The following is a 15,111-nucleotide window of genomic DNA, read 5'->3' as shown; positions in this document are numbered from 1 at the left end:
TGCGATCACTTAGCAATTACCGCACGTTCGTGCTGGCCGGAGACTCGGGCTGAGTGAGCAGTCGCGCTCGAGGACGGGGTGGCTGCTCCGATCGCCGTCTGTCGGCCGCCAATCAGAACCAGTACCAGTACCAGGCCTCGAGGCGAGGGGACGGACGGCTACGACAGGGGCGTCAGCATCCGTCGCTCGCCGCCCGCCCGCCTCACCCCGTCTTCGTCACCCTCGCGGTCCCGTCCGTTCGCGTCGGTGCCGACGGCGCGTCCGGAATCTACTACCGTTAAATGCGTACGGCGGATAGCGCGGGATATGGAAGTCAAGTCTCGCCACCACCTGCGGAGCGACGCCGTCTCGGCGCTCGAGGACGCACTCGCCGACCACCTCGGCGTCGAACCCGAGGGGGACGCCTACGAGCGCGTCGAGTTCGAGGACACCGACTGGGAAGTGGTCCTCATCGACGGCGAACCGCAGGTCGCGTACTTCGACGAGGAGCCGTTCCTGACGGTGCGGGGCGCCAACGCCTACGATCCGGACAAGCGGGTCGTGACGGTCGACGCCGGCGCGGTCTCGTTCGTCAGCGACGGCGCGGACGTGATGCGCCCCGGGATCACGGAAGCGACCGACGATATCGAACCGGACGATCTGGTCATCATCGCCGAGGAATCCCACGGGAAGGTGCTGGCGATCGGCCGCGCCCGCGTCCCGGGCGAGGATATGGTCGGCGACGAGGGGAAGGTCGTCGACTCGCTGCACCACGTCGGCGACGAACTCTTCGAGTTCACCGGCTGATCGCCGGTCCAGCCCGGACCAGACTGCCGCCGAACGGGTACACGTTTCACCACGGGCGCCCTACGGGCGGGTATGTGCGGACGATATACGCTGACCCTCGAGCGCGACGCGTTCGAGGACCGGTTCGGCGCGACCGTCGACGATTCGGTCGGCGAGTTCGAGCCGCGGTACAACGCGGCGCCGGGTCAAGAACTGCCCGTCATCACCGACGACGCGCCCGAGACGGTCCGGCAACTCGAGTGGGGCCTCGTGCCGTCGTGGGCCGACGACGACTGCGGCGGGATGATCAACGCGCGGGCCGAGACGGTCGACGAGAAGCCGAGTTTTCGCGACGCTTACGAGCGGCGCCGCTGCTTGGTCCCTGCGGACGGTTTCTACGAGTGGGTCGAGACCGAGCGCGGCAAACAGCCCTATCGGGTCGCCCTCGAGGACGACCGGCCGTTCGCGATGGCCGGCCTGTGGGAGCGGTGGGAGCCCGACGACGAGACGACGCAAGCGGGCCTCGACGCCTTCGGCGGCGGCCTCGAGGACGAGGATGACGACGACACCGCGCTCGAGACGTTTACCGTCCTCACCGCGGAGCCGAACGACCTCGTGGCCGACCTGCACCACCGGATGGCCGTCATCCTCGAGCCGGACCGCGAGCGGGAGTGGTTGACCGCCGACGATCCCAAAGCCGAAGGGCTGCTCGAACCCTATCCGGCCGACGAGATGCGGGCGTACCCGGTGTCGACGGCGGTCAACGATCCGTCGAACGACGATCCGTCGCTGCTCGAGCCGCTCGAGACGGCGTGAGGACGGGTTCTTCACCGCGGGCGGGCGCGACTCGTTCCAACGGGTATAAGGATTAGGCTCGCCTAATCCGGCCACATGAAACGGAGACGGCGCGACGCGACCGCGGCGCTCGCCCGTCCGAACGAGGCGACCGATCGGCGGAGGGGAACGCCGTGAACGGCGACAGACCGCCGGCGGAGAGCGCCGAACCGGTCGATGACATCGACCGAACGCCGGTTCCGGACGCCGACGTCTGCGTGATCGGCGCGGGACCGGCCGGCGGACTCGTGGCCGACCGACTCGCCGACGCGGGTCACGAGGTCGTCGTCCTCGAGGCCGGGCCGCGGTTCGACTCCGAGGACCGACTCGCGCGTCAGGAACGGGCGATCCGGCCGGCGTACGACCGGCCGGACGTCTGGGACGGCGACCCCGAGCGGGACGCCCACTCGGCGTCGGGCGAGTGGTACTACCCGCTGAACCACGCCCGCGTGAAGGGCGTCGGCGGCTCGACGCTCCACTGGCAGGGGATGGTGATGCGCCTCCACGAGGACGATTTCAACTCCGAAAGCGCCCGCGGCGTCGGTACGGACTGGCCGATCGACTACCCGGATTTGCGTCCCTACTACGCCGAGGCCGAGCGCGAACTCGGCGTCGCCGGCGCCAGCGACAACCCCTTCGCGCCGCCCCGCGAGGAACCGCACCCGATGCCCGCGTTCGAGCCGTCCTACAGCGACTCGCTGTTCGCCGAGGCCTGCGAGGAGGTGGGGGTCGCGATGCACTCGGTGCCGAACGCGCGCAACTCGGAGGCCTACGACGACCGCAGCGCCTGCGTCGGCTACGGCACCTGCCAGCCAGTCTGTCCCGCCGGCGCGAAGTACGACGCGACGGTCCACGTCGAGCGCGCCGAGTCGAAGGGGACGACGGTGATCGACCGCGCGCCGGTCCAGCGACTCGAGCACGGTGCCGATCGAATCGAGGCGGCCGTTTACGCGACGCCCGAGGACGAAGAACAGCGGCAGGAGGCCGACGCCTTCGTCGTCGCCTGCGGGGGCGTCGAGACGCCCCGCCTGCTCCTGCTCTCGGAATCGAGCGACTATCCCGACGGGCTGGCGAACTCGAGCGGCCTCGTGGGACAGTTCTTCATGGACCACCTGTTCGCCGGTACGGGCGGCGTGCTCGACGAACGCACGCGCCAGAACCACGTCGGCTTCCTCACCAGCGAGTCCCACCAGTTCTACGACGAGGCCGACGACGAGTACGCGCCCTTCAAACTCGAGTTCTTCAACTACGACGGCCCCTCTCCCGTCGAGATGGCCCTGACCGGCGAGGACTGGGGCGACGACCTGCTCGAGCGCCTCGGATCGGAGTACGGCAACCACATCGGGATGGGCGCGCTGGTCGAGCAACTCCCCCGCGAAGACAGCTACGTCGGCCTCGACCGGTCGACGACCGACGACCGCGGCAATCCCGTGCCGGACGTCCACTGGAACGTGGGCGACCGGGCGCTGCGGACCATCGAGCGGGTCAACGAGATTCAGGAGCGGATCCTCGAGGAACTGGGCGCCGAGATCACCTGGCAGGTCGGCCCCGACAACACGGGTCCGGCCTACCACCACATGGGGACGACACGGATGGGGGACGATCCCGCGGAAAGCGTGGTGAACGCCCGCCTGCGGACTCACGACCTTGAGAACTGCTGGATCGCCTCGAGCAGCGTCTTCCCGACCGCCGGCGCGATGAACCCGACGCTGACGATCGCGGCGCTCGCGCTGAAGGCGGCCGATCACGTCCACGGAAACCTGTAGATACTTCGACCATATTTTAGGTAGACCTAAAACTATAAATGGGATCGGTGGCGAGTAGCACCCATGAGTAGCGGGGATCAGACCGAATCGGAGGCGACGAGTAGCGAGACCGACGACCGGGGCGATCACGAGTACACCTTCGAGGATCTCAGCGTCGTCATGGGGACCTACAACGAGGAGGAAGCGATCGGCAAAGTGCTCTCGGACATCGAGGAGGTGACCGACGGGAAGGCCGAGGTCGTCTGCGTCGACGGCTCCTCGGACCGCACGCCCGAGATCGCCCGCGAGCACGGCGCGACGGTCGTCGAACAGCGCCCGCAGGGGTACGGCGTCGCCGTCCGGGCAGCCATTCTGGAGCCCGACCGACCGATCGTCGTGACCACCGACTGCGACGACACCTACCCCATGGAGCAGCTCCCGGAGTTCCTCGAGTTGATCAACGAGGGGTACGACGTCGTCAGCGGCGACCGGCTCTACCACGGCGCGGAGGCGATGCCGGCGTTCAACCGCTTCGGCAACCACGCCTTCGCCGCCATCGCGAGCGTCCTGATGGGCACGCGCGTCCACGACACGACCACGGGGATGCGGGCCTACCGCCGCGATGTCGTCGAATCCATCGCGTGGACCGAGAACACCGGGCTCTCGGCCGAGCTGCTGATCCGGCCGCTGATGCGGGGCTACGACGTCCGCGAGCACCCGATCGAGTACCGCGAGCGCGCCGGCGAGACGAAGCTCGACCCGCTCAAGGGCGGCGCCGAAATCGCGAAGTCGATCGTCAAAGTCTGTCTCGAGGAGCGGTTCCGCTAACGGTCGGCACCAGCGGCCGACAGCCGAGTACGAGTCCGGGGACGGCGGAACGAGCTATTCGCTCTCGTTCGCGATCCCGAGAAACGCCAGCGCCGTCCCGAGCAGCGCCACGTTCTTGAGGAAGTTGATCTGCTGTTGCTGTCGTTGTTCGGGATCGTCGACGGTCCAGAAGTCGTGCATCGCCGGCGTCACGCCCAGGAAGAACGTGGCGGCTGCGCTCGCCGCAATCGCCGGCACCCGCCAGAGCGCAACGCCGAGTCCGCCGAGCAGTAAGAGCGCGTGCGCCCCAACGTTCGCGAGGGCGGGCATCGGAACGCCCTTCGCCGCCGCGTACTCGGCGCGCTCCTCGGTGTTCATCAGTCCGTCGACCGCCATCGCCGCGAGCACGCCGCCGTACAGCAGCCGCCCCAGCCGGACGGCCGTCCTCCGGGGGAGCGGTTTCGAGGGCGTTCCCTCGCCGTCAGTTGGAGACCGGTCGATCGCGTCGGTATCGGACGCCGATCGCTGGCTGCGGGACTCGAGCATACGGGATCACGGGAACGTACGCTCGAGATGCACTTAGAAGGGGTGGGGTGGCTCGAGTTCGTAGGGAAGTGGACGGGGCACGGACGACGGACGGTTAGGATTCCACGCTCTGCGTGAGGACGAACACGAGCAGCGCCATCAGCAGCGAGCCGAGCAGGGTCTCGACGCTCGCGATAGCCCGCGCCCACTGGCCGACCGGCTGGATGTCGCCGTAGCCCAGCGTCGCGAAGGTGACGACGCTGAAGTAGAGACTCTTGAGGAACGCCCGGACGAGGACGCGGCCGGGCGTGTCGGCGGGATCCTCGATCGCGTACGTGACGGCGCTGTCGGTCCCGACCTCCTTGACGCCGCCCGTCAGCGGGTACAACCCGGCGCAGACGACGATCAGCAACAGCGAGGTCGCCACGACGCGCCACGGGCTGGTGCCGTAGTGCATGATCCACCGCGAGCCCGCGAGTTTGATCGCCCGCAGGTAGGAGCCGGTCCGCCAGGCGTGGCGGCGCCGAAAGTTCTTCTCGCGGAGGTAGTACGCGTGGACGCGCTCGGGGAAGGCGTTCTCGGCGTAGACGCGCTGTAGTTCCCGATACACCCACTGCGCGGAGTCCGCCTGAGCCATCGTATCGTCGCCCGTCGCAGCGGCGAATTCGTCCTCGTAAACGGTTCGGTCGCCGAACTCGGTCTCGAGATTGAGCCGAACGTCGGTCAGGGCCGCGCGGTAGAGCCGGGCGTCCCGGAAGTCGGCGCCGCGGAGGTCGGCGAAGACGAACGCGGCGTCGTGGAGATTGGCCGCGCGAAAGGAAGTGCCGTGGGCGTCGACGTCCCGGAACGTGGCGCGGCGGAGGTCGGTCTCGGAGAGGTCGGCGCCGTCGAGCACCGCGTCCGTGAAATCGGCTTCGACGAGCGAACAGCCCGCGAGAAACGAGGTATCGCTCAGCGTCGCTTCGCGGAAGTTCGCGCCGTCGAGGCGCTCGCCCGCGGTCGGCGCGTGCTCCTCGTAGGCCGGCGTCGGGACGACGGTCTCGGTGTGCCAGAGGCAGCGGTCGGCGTCGCGCCACGTCGGCCGGTAGCAACAGATCGCGCCGGCGTCGTTGACGCCGCTGCTGGTCGTGACGTGTCCGCATCGGTCCGTCGGCGGCGTCATCTACAGGCCCGTGGTGCGCAGTGCTCCTAACGGTAGTGCCTGAAATGCGCGCCTGTAGCCTGCGGCCCGTGGCCCGCGGTCCGTGATCCGTAGTCCGGGTTCGCGGTCGCCGTCGACCGATCACTCCGACGAGCCGGACGGCCCCCGCCGGTAACTGTCCGTCCCGCCCGGGTGGCCCTGCGGGTTCTCGAGGCCGACCAGTTCGCCGCCGGTCGGCGACGCGTACAGCGCGAACAGCAGTTCGTTGACGACGTAGTAGCGGACCCGCTCGACGGAGCCGCCGTCGGGGTCCGACGCGGCCGCGTCCGCGCCCATCCGCCGAAGCGCCGCGTCCCGGTTCTCGGGCGACAACGACGCGAACGACCCGTCGTACCACGCGTCGGCGTAGTCGTCGAGGTACGCGACGACGTCGGCGACCTCGCCGGCCCACGCTTCGTCGGCGGCCGCGCGATCGCCGACGTACGACTCGACGAACTCCCGAACGCCGTCGACGGCCGACGGGTACAGCACCTCGGCGGCGGCGACCATCGTCTCGAGGTCTCCGTCCGCGAGGCCGCGGTCCCGCTCGTCGGACGACGACAGCGCGAGAGCGCCGGCGCCGGCGATACCGGCGGCGCCGAGCGCCGCGATCGCGTCCCGTCGCGTGAGTTCCATAGTCACGGGTCGGTCGCTCCCGCCGTTTCGTTTTCGGTCCCGAACTCGTCGCCCTCGAGCGCGACGAGATCGGTCCGTACGTCGCCGCCGGTGCCGTCGGGTGACTCGTCCGGAATGTACGCCGCCTCGCCGCCGCAGTCGCGGATCGCGGTGCAGCGTTCGACGCGGGGTGTCAGCGCGGCGGCGTCGCCGTCCGTGCGGACCGGCAGCTCGAACCGGTAGCTGAAACTGCTCCCGGGGCCGCGGTCGACGAACACGGTCAGGGTGACGTCCTCTCGGTCGGCGACGGGGAGCGAGTCGTCGACGTTCCCGCCGTCTCCCCGTACGCTGACGGTATCGTTGGTGACGGTCACCCACAGGCTCGTCGACCCCGAGGCGTTCGAGGCGACGGACGTTGCGCTCCCGTCGGCCGCGGTGAGGGTTACGGTGGCCCCCGACGCCGCGTCGGGAACGGCGACGGTCGCGTTCAACCGCACCGCGTCGCCGGCGACGTGGTCGACCGGCTGCAGCCGCGACGCGTGGGGCGAGCCGGCCTGCGGCGACCACGCGCCGCGGTACGCGAACCGGTAGAGCGAGCGATCGGGGTAGGCGTCCGCGACGGCGAACGGCCGGTCGCCGAGGGCGTACACGCGCTGTCCGTCGAAATCGGGATCGTTCCGGAACGGCTGGAACGGGTGGTTGAGCCAGTCGCCGTACGGCGTCGGGAGGAAGACGACCGCCCGCTCGTCCGGCGCCGGCGCGTCCTCGAGCGGCTCGTAGACCCGCTCGTAGGTGTCGGTCGCGGCGGCGTTGCGGTCGACTTTCTCGTCGAAACTCGCGGCCGTCACGCCGCCGGCGGCGAGGGCGCCAACGAGGAGGACTGCGACGAGCGTCGCGCGGGCGACTCGAGGGGTGAGGGTCCGCCGACGGAGCGTCCGTCGCAGACCCGTCGCCAGCGCCAGCGCGCCGACGGCGCCGAAGGCCGCGAACGGCACCAGCAGGTCGAAGTGGTAGTACGGGCCGTGAGTCGCGATCAATCCGTCGTCGGCGACCTCGAGGGCGCCGAGGATGTTGAAGTTGCCCCAGAAGAAGACGTTGCCGACGACGACGCTCGGGGCGACGCCGGCGAGGACGGCCTGTCGGGGCGAGAGGCCGCGCCGAACGGTCGCGACGAACCCGACGGCGGCGGCCGCTGCGCCGAGGAGGCCGCCCGCGATCCACTCGGTCGCGAACGACCGAAGGACCAGGGCGTTCGAGCGCAGCGCCAGTTCGACGGTGTACTCCGCTTCGTGTCCGAGGATCTGTCGGTGGCCGAATCCGGGCCCGTCGTGCGGGGCGAACGCCTGGTAGGGGAACACCAGCGGCGAGCCGGTCACGACGGCGTTGTAGGCCAGCGCGAGCGCGACCCCGGCGAGGCCGAGCGTCGCCGTCGCGAGTTGTCGGGGCAGGGCCGCTCGAGGATCGCGCCACAGGGTCCAGCACGCGTGGACGATGAACGGCGCGGCGAACAGGACGGCGGTGTAGGGTCGCGCGAAGAAGGCGAGGCCGATCGCCGCGCCGGCGCCGGCGGCCCAGCGGACGTCGTCAGTGCGATCGGCGCGGAAGTAGCAGTAGGCGAAGGCCAGATTGCACATCGTCGTCGGCGCGTAGGGAAGGTAGACGGCCGACTCGAGGAGGAACAGCGGCGAACAGAGCACGGCGACGGCCGCCGCGATACCGGTACGCCCGTCGAACGCCTCCCGAACGACCAGCGCGACCAGCGCGAGGATCGCGGCGGCGATCGCGGGCAGCGCGAGCCGGTAGCTCCAGACCAGTTCGCCGAGCGCGAAAATCGCCGCGGGGACGGGCGCGTACTTCGGGTAGAGCCGGTCGCCGTCCTCGACGAAGAACCACGGGCGGAAGGCGTCCTCGACGGGCGGCTCGAGGAACAGGTTCCCGTCCAGCAGCATCGCCGCCTGCTGGAGGTAGACCCCCTCGTCGTGGTTGAGCGAGTGGTACTGGAAGGTCCGGGTCGCGAGCAGCCAGACGGCGACGGCGCCGACGAGGGCGACGACGGCGACCGCGGCGTACCAGGTTCGGCGGTTCATCTTCCGACTGCGCGGCTCATCGAGGTTCATTGCGGATCATCGACCTTCCTGTGCTAACATCACGGCCATCGACAGCCCCGAGACGACGACCAGCACGAGCGCCGGTACCGCGGCCTGCCCGTACAGGCCGGCCTCCTCGACCCGCCAGATGAAGGTGACGAGCGTCTCGAACCCGAGCGGGCGCAACATCAGCGTCGCGGGCAGTTCCTTCATCGTCGTGAGGAAGACGAGCGCGGCACCGGTCACCACCCCCGGCAGGATCAGCGGCAGTGTCACCGACCGGAACGTGTTCAGCCGCGAGCGCCCGAGCGTGCGGGCCGCCTCAACGAGGCGCCGGTCCACCTGCAGGGTCGACGTTCGGATCGAGCCGATCGCCTGGGGCATGAATCGGACGACGTAGGCGAACACCAGCAGCGGCACGGTCTTGTAGATCGCCGGCAGCACGTCGAGGGTGAAACTCAACAGCGCGATCGCCAGCACGATCCCGGGCGTCGCGTAGCCGACGTAGGGTGCGCGGTCGGCCAGCGCCGCCAGCCTCGAGTCCGACGTCGCCGAGCCGATCGCGATCGGCAAGGCGACGAGCACCGAGGCGATCGCGGCCAGTAGAGCGACGTACGCCGAGTTGAACCCGTACTCCCAGTCGAAGGTGAGCCGACCGACCTGGTAGCCGGGACCGCCGGTGACCAGCCACAGCCCGAAGATGGCGATCGGAAGGGCGATCGCCAGCAGAGCGATCGCCGTCGGCAACACCAGCGCCGCGTACCGCCAGCGGCCGAGCTCGAGGTCGGCGGTGCCGCGGTGGCCGCTGCTCTCGTAAGCGCCCGATTCGTCAGCGCCGATCCGCGACTCGAGGGCGAGGATGACCGCCGTCACTGTCAGCAACTGGAGCGACAGCAGGGCGGCGTAGTCGCGGGCGAAGGCGTTGTACCGGGCGTAGATGAACTGGGTGAACACCTCGACGCGCATGATGTTTGGCGTCCCGAAGTCCGCGAGCGCGTACAGCGCCACGAGCAAGGCCCCGGCGGTGATTCCGGGCAGGATCTGGGGTAGCGTGATCCGCCGGAACGCCTCCCAGCGGCCGGCGTTGAGCGTTCGGGCCGCCTCGACGAGCGAGCCGTCGAGCGAGAGCAGCGAGGCCCGCGTCGTGAGGAAGACGTAGGGGTAGGTATAAAGGGTCAGGACGAACGCGGCGCCGGCGAATCCGTAGATCGAGGGCACCGATTCGACGCCGAGCGGCGCCAGCAGGTCGGCGAACTCGCCCTCCGGACCGAACGCGGAGACGAACGCGAACGCGCCCAGGTAGCTCGGCACCGCGAGCGGGAGCGCGATGAGGACGGTCCAAAAGCGCGAGAACGGGATCGATCCCTGGACGGTCAACAGCGCGAGCGGGACGCCGATGAGGATGCTCGCTCCGGTAACGACGGCCACGAGGCCGACGCTGCGTACCAGCACCTCGAGGGTCTGCGGCGCGACGGCGAGCTCGAGGGCGCGGCCGCCGAGCGCAGCGGCGTCGAAGACGAGCCACAGGAGCGGCAGCACGAGTACGGCAGCGATAGCTGCCGCGAGCAGCGTGAGGCCGACGCCGGCGGCGTCGTCGCCGTCGGCACCCCGCTCGAGGGTCCTCGAGAGCCGCTTCCGGAGGGTCATCCCGAGACGCCGGCGTCCTCCATCAGCTCGAGTGTCGGCTCGAGGTCGGACAGCTCCGCGAGGTCGATATCCGGCGGACTCAGTTCGTCGACCGTCGGCAGGCCGCCGACGGGCTCGACGCCCTCGATCATCGGGTAGGCGAAGCTGACCGTCGTGAAGTACTCCTGGGCCTCCGCGGACAGCAGGTGGCGGACGAAGTTGTCGACGAGTTCGCCCCGCTGCGTGCCCTGAACCTTCAGCGCGCCGGCGACGTTGATCAGGGCGCCGGCGTCGCCTTCGGTGAAGGCCAGATCGATCGGGGCGTCGGGCTGTTGGTTCTTGACGCGCATCGCGTAGTAGTGGTTAGCGAAGCCGGCTGCGAGCGAGCCGCTGGCGACGTTCTGCGAGACGGCGTACTCGTTGCCGTACCGTTCGGTCCCGGCTTCGCGCATGTCGACCAGCCACTGGCGGGTCGCGTCCTCGTCCTGAATCAGCCGCATGGCGGTCACGAACGACTTGAACGCGCCGTAGGTCGGCGCCCAGCCCATCGTTCCCTGGAGAGCCTCAGTTCCGGGGAAGTCCTGAACGGTGTTCGGGATGTCGGACTCGCTCAACTCCTCGGTGTTGTACGGGACCGCACGCGCGCGTCCGGCGACGCCGGCCCAGGCGTTGTCGTCGCCGACGAACTGGGCGTTCCCGACCGCTTCGACCGCCTCGTCCGACAGGGGCTCGTAGGCGTCGTTGTCCGCGACGAAGCCCAGCGAACTGGCATCGATCGACCAGAACACGTCGGCCTGGGCGGCGCCGGAGTCGACCTCCTCGACGATCGTCTGTGCCAGCGACGCGGAACTGTCGTCGTTGGGATAGACCTCGAAGTCGGGGTAAATCTCCTGGAGCATGTTCACGAACTCGTAGTAGATACCCCCTTCCCCGCCGCCGATGTAGAGCGAGAGTTCGCCCGACAGATCGGGAAGCTCTTCGATCGACGTCCCGCCCGGAGCGGGACGTCCCTCGGCCAACGCGCCGGAGCCGCGGAACGTCGAGAGTTCCGGAATCTCGGCGCTCTCGCCGCCCCCGTTGAGCATGTCTAAACAGCCCGCAACGGACGTGACGCCGAGCGCAGACCCGATCTGCAGCGCTTTCCGGCGCGAAACCGCGTCGCTATCACTGTCGTCTTCCATATCCGATTTAGGCCAGCCTAAAAACTTATAGATGACGGTTTAACTGTCGGCGGCGATCCGAACGGGTTCGCTCGCCCGCGTCGACAGCGTCGACAGACACTCGAGCCAGTCGAGCATGTGTTCGCCGACGTAGTTGAAGAAGGCCCCGTTGTTGTAGTCCGACCAGTCGCCGTCGACGAGTTCTCGAGCCATCGCCTCGAAGACGTCGGCGTAGGAGTCCGCGTCAGCGCCGACGTCGTCGATCACGCGCCAGAGGTGCTCGTTGAGCTCGAGGCCGGGCACCTCGTTGTTGAGGTCGTCGAAGGTGCTGCGGGGCGCCTTGTTGTGTTCACAGAGGGGCGCGCCGTTGTAGATGCGCTTGTCGAGGACGTCGCAGGCCCGTTTGAGGAAGACGCCCGACCAGATGTCGTCGAAGCGGCCGACCTCCCACTCGTTGTCGTCCATCGGGAGCTGGTAGAACGCCGGAATGACCTCGCGGCGGAAGGCGAGGTTCATCGAGCAGACGGTCAGATAGTTGCCGCGGGCCGCGACGAAGTCGTCGCCGAAGTCGTCCCGCGAGGTGCGGGTCTGGGCCTGCCCCTCGAGGTCGCCGTCCATCAGAATGCGGACGGCGTCCAAGTCGGGGACGTTCGTCCACAGACCCTGCGAGGCGACGACCTCGCCGGCCTCGATTTCGGTCGTGCCGGTCTCGACGGTTTCGCCCATCGCCGAGTAGGGGTAGCCCCGCGGGTAGAGGCCGTGCTCGTCTGCGTTCTGGTAGAGGACGTTGACCCACTGCTCGTCGGAGGAGACTTCCTCGATCCCGCCCTCGAACGCGAGGTTGTCCATGTGCGTGCCGAAGAAGTCCTCCTCGGGGTGCGGAAGGGTGTCGTCGTCGATGAAGAAGCCGTAGTCGAACTCGTCGTGGGCCCACATATAGAGGAGGCCGAAGCTCGTCTCGGCGTGGCTCGCCGCGGGAACGATGTGGCCGTACTCCTCGACACCGTGAGCTTCGTACCACTCCTCGCGACGGGAGCCGTCGAAGACCTCGCCGGAGACGCCCTCCTCCTCGAGCATCCGTTCCATCTCGTCGGTCTCGCAGAAGTCCTCGGTGACGAGCACGACGTGGAGCCGCGAGAGGTCGAACCCGTGCTCGCGCGCGTTGTCGAAGTACGAGCGCATGCACTCGTACTCCCGGATCGTCGGCACGACGACGCAAATGTCCTGACTCATTGCCTGCCAATCTTTAGGCAGACCTAAAAAATCCGTCGGTCCTCGCTCGAGACCGGGCGGCCCTCCCCGGTCGCATCGGCGGCGGTCGCGTTCGTCGCGTCCGCGAACGACACCCCGAACGCGGCGACAGCCGCGGCGCCCCCGGCCAGCGTGACGCCGTTTTTCAGCGCGTGATCGACGACCGCGGCGGCCAGCGCCGTGCTCGCGCCGACGGGCGCGAGTCCGACGACAAGCGCCGTGAACGCGGCCTCGTAGAGGCCGACGCCGCCCTGCGAGAGCGGCAGCACCTTCGCGAGGTTGCCGACGCTGACCGCGAGTGTCCCGACAGCCAGTAGCGGGCCGAGCGCGAGGCCGCTGTCCAGCGCCGCGAGGACGAGCACCGCCGTGAGCACGTCGAGCGCCCAGACGAGCAGGCTCGTTCCGGCGACGGCGGCGAGCACTCGCGGCCGTCGGGCGACGACGCCGACGTCCGCTGCGAACCGGAGCGCGGCCTCGAGCGCCCCCTCGAGCCGCGGGGAGCCGTCGGCGAGCGTCCGCAGCCGCGCGGCGATCCGCGGGCCGTAGCCCGAGCGGGCCGTGGTCGCAACGGCGAGGCCGACGCCGACGGTCGCCGTACTGACGACGGCTGCGCCGACGAACGCGACCCGCGCGCCGCCGGCCTCGGCCGCGATCTCGAGCGGGCCCACGTTACCGCTGATCGCGAGCCACGCCGTGGCGCCGCCGGCCAGCACGGCGATCGTCGCCAGATCGAAGAGCCGCTCGACGGCCAGCCCGGCGAACCCGGCGGTGTAGGGAACGTTTGCGCGCTCGTTGACCACGTACGCGCGAGCGGCGTCGCCGGCTCGCGCCGGAATCGCGAGGTTGGCCGTCTGGCTGACGAAGACGGCCGCCGTGAGCAGTCCCGTGCCGGCGCGGTGGCCCGTCGCGCTCAGGACGTCCCCGTACCGGCGACCGCGGATCGGCCACGAGACGGCGTAGACGGCGATCGCGAGGGCGAGCAGCCGCGGATCGGCGCTCGCGGCGTCGGCGACGACCGCCTCGAGGTCGAGTTCCCGGGCCGCGACGACGAGCCCGAGGACGACCAACGCCGTTCCCGCGATCGTCAGCCGGCGGCGGGTTAGCGCCGCGCCGAGGGCGCCAGTGTCGGCGCTCGCCGAGCGGGTATTCGGTACCTGCGACGTCCCCCGGTCGTCGCCGTCGTGCATGCTCGAGTGCTCGTGCAGCCAGATATTTAAGCCCACCTAAAACGCGATCGAGCGGAGCCCTCGAGTGCGCTCGGGAGAGATTTCGGCGACAGAAAAGGACCGAGAACCGACGGCGCGGCGTCAGCGGTCGTCGTACTCGGCGAGAATCTCACGCGTCGCCCGCCGCACCGCCTCGTCGCTCGAGCGCGTCGGCTCCCAGCCGAGCGCCGCGAGCTTCTCGATCGAGAGGCGCATCTTCGGTACGTCGCCGGTCCAGCCCCGGTCGCCGCCGGTGTACTCGAAGTCGGGCTCGAGGCCCATCTCGTCGGCGACGATAGCCGCGATGCGGTCGACCGAAGTGGTCGTGCGCGTGCCGAGGTTGTAGGTGTTCACCGCGGCGTCGGCGCGTTCGATGACGTGCAGCATGGCGTCCAGGCAGTCCTCCACGTGGAGGTAAGACTTCTCCTGACGGCCGTTGCCGAGGATGGTGAGCGTTTCGGGGTCGTCCTGCAGCTTCTCGATGAAGTCGGGAATCACCGCGCCGCGAAGGCGCGGGCCGACGACGTTCGCGAAGCGGAAGTTCCACACGGTGAGGTCGTGGCTGTGCGTGCGCGCCGAAAGGAGTCCTTCGTCCGCCAACTTGCTCGCGCCGTAGGCGCTGATCGGCTCGAGCGGCGCGTAGTCCTCGGGCGTCGGCCGCGGCGCCTCGCCGTAGACCGTCGAGGAGGAGGTGTAGGCGATGTCGGTGACGTCCGCCTCGGCCATCGCCTCGAGGACGGTGCGGGTCATCCGCGTGTTGTCCTCGAACTGGCCGTGCGGACGATCGGTGTCGACGTGTTTCGACGCCGCGAGGTGGAAGACGAGGTCGACGCCCTCGAGGTGATCCGCGAGCGCGTCGGCCGCGATCGAGGTCAGGTCGGCCTCGACGAACTCGGCCGCGTCGGGGACGCGATCGGCGGCCCCGTTCGAAAGGTCGTCCACGATCGTTACGTCGGCGCCGTCCGCGAGCAGACGTTCGGCGAGGTGCGAGCCGATGAACCCGGCCCCGCCAGTGACGAGGATGCGGCCGTCTGAAACGGTCATACCGGTGGGTTCGGCGAGAGCCGGTTAATTGTTCGCTTTGACGCCGACGCTCGGTTCCGCGCCGGAGGCCCCTCGAGTAGCCGTCGCTCGGCTCGAGGCAGTGGCTGACGGACCGGCGCCGTCGACGTATCGCCGCCACCGACGCGGCCCGTCGCTCGTCGCGAGCGCCGCCGACCCCGTCGCGCAAATCGGATTTACTTAAATATGGCGGAGAACGTCGCATTCCGTACCGGTCGCTCGAGTGGTACCACGTCCCACAAGCGCGCG

The 15,111-nt window shown here is 69.3% G+C and carries 13 protein-coding genes; 4 read left to right on the top strand and 9 right to left on the bottom strand.

Annotated features, from left to right (window positions below; all coding sequences use genetic code 11):
- Window positions 1-306 precede the first annotated feature (306 nt).
- From HALXA_RS06785 to HALXA_RS06770, 4 genes are all read left to right on the top strand, one after another.
- Complete coding sequence (locus HALXA_RS06785; RefSeq protein WP_013879573.1) at window positions 307-786, top strand: RNA-binding protein; 480 nt, start codon at window positions 307-309, stop codon at window positions 784-786.
- A 72-nt stretch (window positions 787-858) separates the two neighbouring features.
- The gene (locus tag HALXA_RS06780; protein WP_013879572.1) at window positions 859-1,581 is read left to right on the top strand and encodes an SOS response-associated peptidase; all 723 of its coding nucleotides are present in this window, start codon (window positions 859-861) and stop codon (window positions 1,579-1,581) included.
- Window positions 1,582-1,733: 152 nt separating this feature from the next.
- Complete coding sequence (locus HALXA_RS06775; protein ID WP_013879571.1) at window positions 1,734-3,365, top strand: GMC family oxidoreductase; 1,632 nt, start codon at window positions 1,734-1,736, stop codon at window positions 3,363-3,365.
- A gap of 159 nt (window positions 3,366-3,524) precedes the next feature.
- Entirely contained in the window at window positions 3,525-4,172 is a 648-nt protein-coding gene (locus HALXA_RS06770; RefSeq protein WP_245550115.1) for a dolichyl-phosphate hexose transferase, read from the top strand.
- A 54-nt stretch (window positions 4,173-4,226) separates the two neighbouring features.
- Here HALXA_RS06770 and HALXA_RS06765 read toward each other — a convergent pair whose 3' ends face one another.
- The 9 genes from HALXA_RS06765 to HALXA_RS06725 all read right to left on the bottom strand — a co-directional run bounded on the left by HALXA_RS06765 (window position 4,227) and on the right by HALXA_RS06725 (window position 14,844).
- Complete coding sequence (locus tag HALXA_RS06765; RefSeq protein WP_013879569.1) at window positions 4,227-4,697, bottom strand: DoxX family membrane protein; 471 nt, start codon at window positions 4,695-4,697, stop codon at window positions 4,227-4,229.
- A 94-nt stretch (window positions 4,698-4,791) separates the two neighbouring features.
- Window positions 4,792-5,838 (bottom strand): pentapeptide repeat-containing protein, encoded by a 1,047-nt coding sequence (locus HALXA_RS06760; protein ID WP_013879568.1) that lies wholly within the window; start codon window positions 5,836-5,838, stop codon window positions 4,792-4,794.
- Between the two features lie 120 nt (window positions 5,839-5,958).
- Complete coding sequence (locus HALXA_RS06755; protein ID WP_013879567.1) at window positions 5,959-6,492, bottom strand: gluconate 2-dehydrogenase subunit 3 family protein; 534 nt, start codon at window positions 6,490-6,492, stop codon at window positions 5,959-5,961.
- Window positions 6,493-6,494: 2 nt separating this feature from the next.
- Window positions 6,495-8,588, bottom strand: coding sequence for a DUF7846 domain-containing protein (locus HALXA_RS06750; protein ID WP_013879566.1), 2,094 nt, complete (start codon window positions 8,586-8,588; stop codon window positions 6,495-6,497).
- A gap of 6 nt (window positions 8,589-8,594) precedes the next feature.
- A complete protein-coding gene (locus tag HALXA_RS06745) occupies window positions 8,595-10,205 on the bottom strand; it encodes an ABC transporter permease (protein ID WP_013879565.1) in 1,611 nt (536 codons plus the stop codon).
- Window positions 10,202-11,365 (bottom strand): extracellular solute-binding protein, encoded by a 1,164-nt coding sequence (locus tag HALXA_RS06740; RefSeq protein WP_013879564.1) that lies wholly within the window; start codon window positions 11,363-11,365, stop codon window positions 10,202-10,204. Before HALXA_RS06740 ends, HALXA_RS06745 begins: the two co-directional genes overlap by 4 nt.
- Before the next feature lie 39 nt (window positions 11,366-11,404).
- Window positions 11,405-12,577 (bottom strand): hypothetical protein, encoded by a 1,173-nt coding sequence (locus tag HALXA_RS06735; RefSeq protein WP_013879563.1) that lies wholly within the window; start codon window positions 12,575-12,577, stop codon window positions 11,405-11,407.
- Between the two features lie 23 nt (window positions 12,578-12,600).
- Window positions 12,601-13,782: a lysylphosphatidylglycerol synthase transmembrane domain-containing protein gene (locus tag HALXA_RS06730; RefSeq protein WP_013879562.1), complete on the bottom strand. Its 1,182-nt coding sequence runs from the start codon at window positions 13,780-13,782 to the stop codon at window positions 12,601-12,603.
- 120 nt (window positions 13,783-13,902) lie between these two features.
- A complete protein-coding gene (locus HALXA_RS06725) occupies window positions 13,903-14,844 on the bottom strand; it encodes an NAD-dependent epimerase/dehydratase family protein (protein ID WP_013879561.1) in 942 nt (313 codons plus the stop codon).
- Window positions 14,845-15,111: the final 267 nt, after the last annotated feature.

Source organism: Halopiger xanaduensis SH-6 (genome assembly GCF_000217715.1).
In the GTDB taxonomy this organism is placed as follows: domain Archaea; phylum Halobacteriota; class Halobacteria; order Halobacteriales; family Natrialbaceae; genus Halopiger; species Halopiger xanaduensis.
Note: the sequence above shows the minus strand (reverse complement) of the source record. Positions and strands in the feature narration are given on the sequence as shown.

Excerpts from the sequence above, each read along its gene's own strand:
- HALXA_RS06740 (WP_013879564.1), bottom strand. The coding sequence starts at position 11,365 with ATGGAAGACGACAGTGATAGCGACGCGGTTTCGCGCCGGAAAGCGCTG.
- HALXA_RS06755 (WP_013879567.1), bottom strand. The coding sequence starts at position 6,492 with ATGGAACTCACGCGACGGGACGCGATCGCGGCGCTCGGCGCCGCCGGT.
- HALXA_RS06780 (WP_013879572.1), top strand. The coding sequence starts at position 859 with ATGTGCGGACGATATACGCTGACCCTCGAGCGCGACGCGTTCGAGGAC.
- HALXA_RS06765 (WP_013879569.1), bottom strand. The coding sequence starts at position 4,697 with ATGCTCGAGTCCCGCAGCCAGCGATCGGCGTCCGATACCGACGCGATC.
- HALXA_RS06730 (WP_013879562.1), bottom strand. The coding sequence starts at position 13,782 with ATGCACGACGGCGACGACCGGGGGACGTCGCAGGTACCGAATACCCGC.
- HALXA_RS06750 (WP_013879566.1), bottom strand. The coding sequence starts at position 8,588 with ATGAACCTCGATGAGCCGCGCAGTCGGAAGATGAACCGCCGAACCTGG.
- HALXA_RS06735 (WP_013879563.1), bottom strand. The coding sequence starts at position 12,577 with ATGAGTCAGGACATTTGCGTCGTCGTGCCGACGATCCGGGAGTACGAG.
- HALXA_RS06770 (WP_245550115.1), top strand. The coding sequence starts at position 3,525 with ATGGGGACCTACAACGAGGAGGAAGCGATCGGCAAAGTGCTCTCGGAC.
- HALXA_RS06725 (WP_013879561.1), bottom strand. The coding sequence starts at position 14,844 with ATGACCGTTTCAGACGGCCGCATCCTCGTCACTGGCGGGGCCGGGTTC.
- HALXA_RS06760 (WP_013879568.1), bottom strand. The coding sequence starts at position 5,838 with ATGACGCCGCCGACGGACCGATGCGGACACGTCACGACCAGCAGCGGC.
- HALXA_RS06745 (WP_013879565.1), bottom strand. The coding sequence starts at position 10,205 with ATGACCCTCCGGAAGCGGCTCTCGAGGACCCTCGAGCGGGGTGCCGAC.
- HALXA_RS06785 (WP_013879573.1), top strand. The coding sequence starts at position 307 with ATGGAAGTCAAGTCTCGCCACCACCTGCGGAGCGACGCCGTCTCGGCG.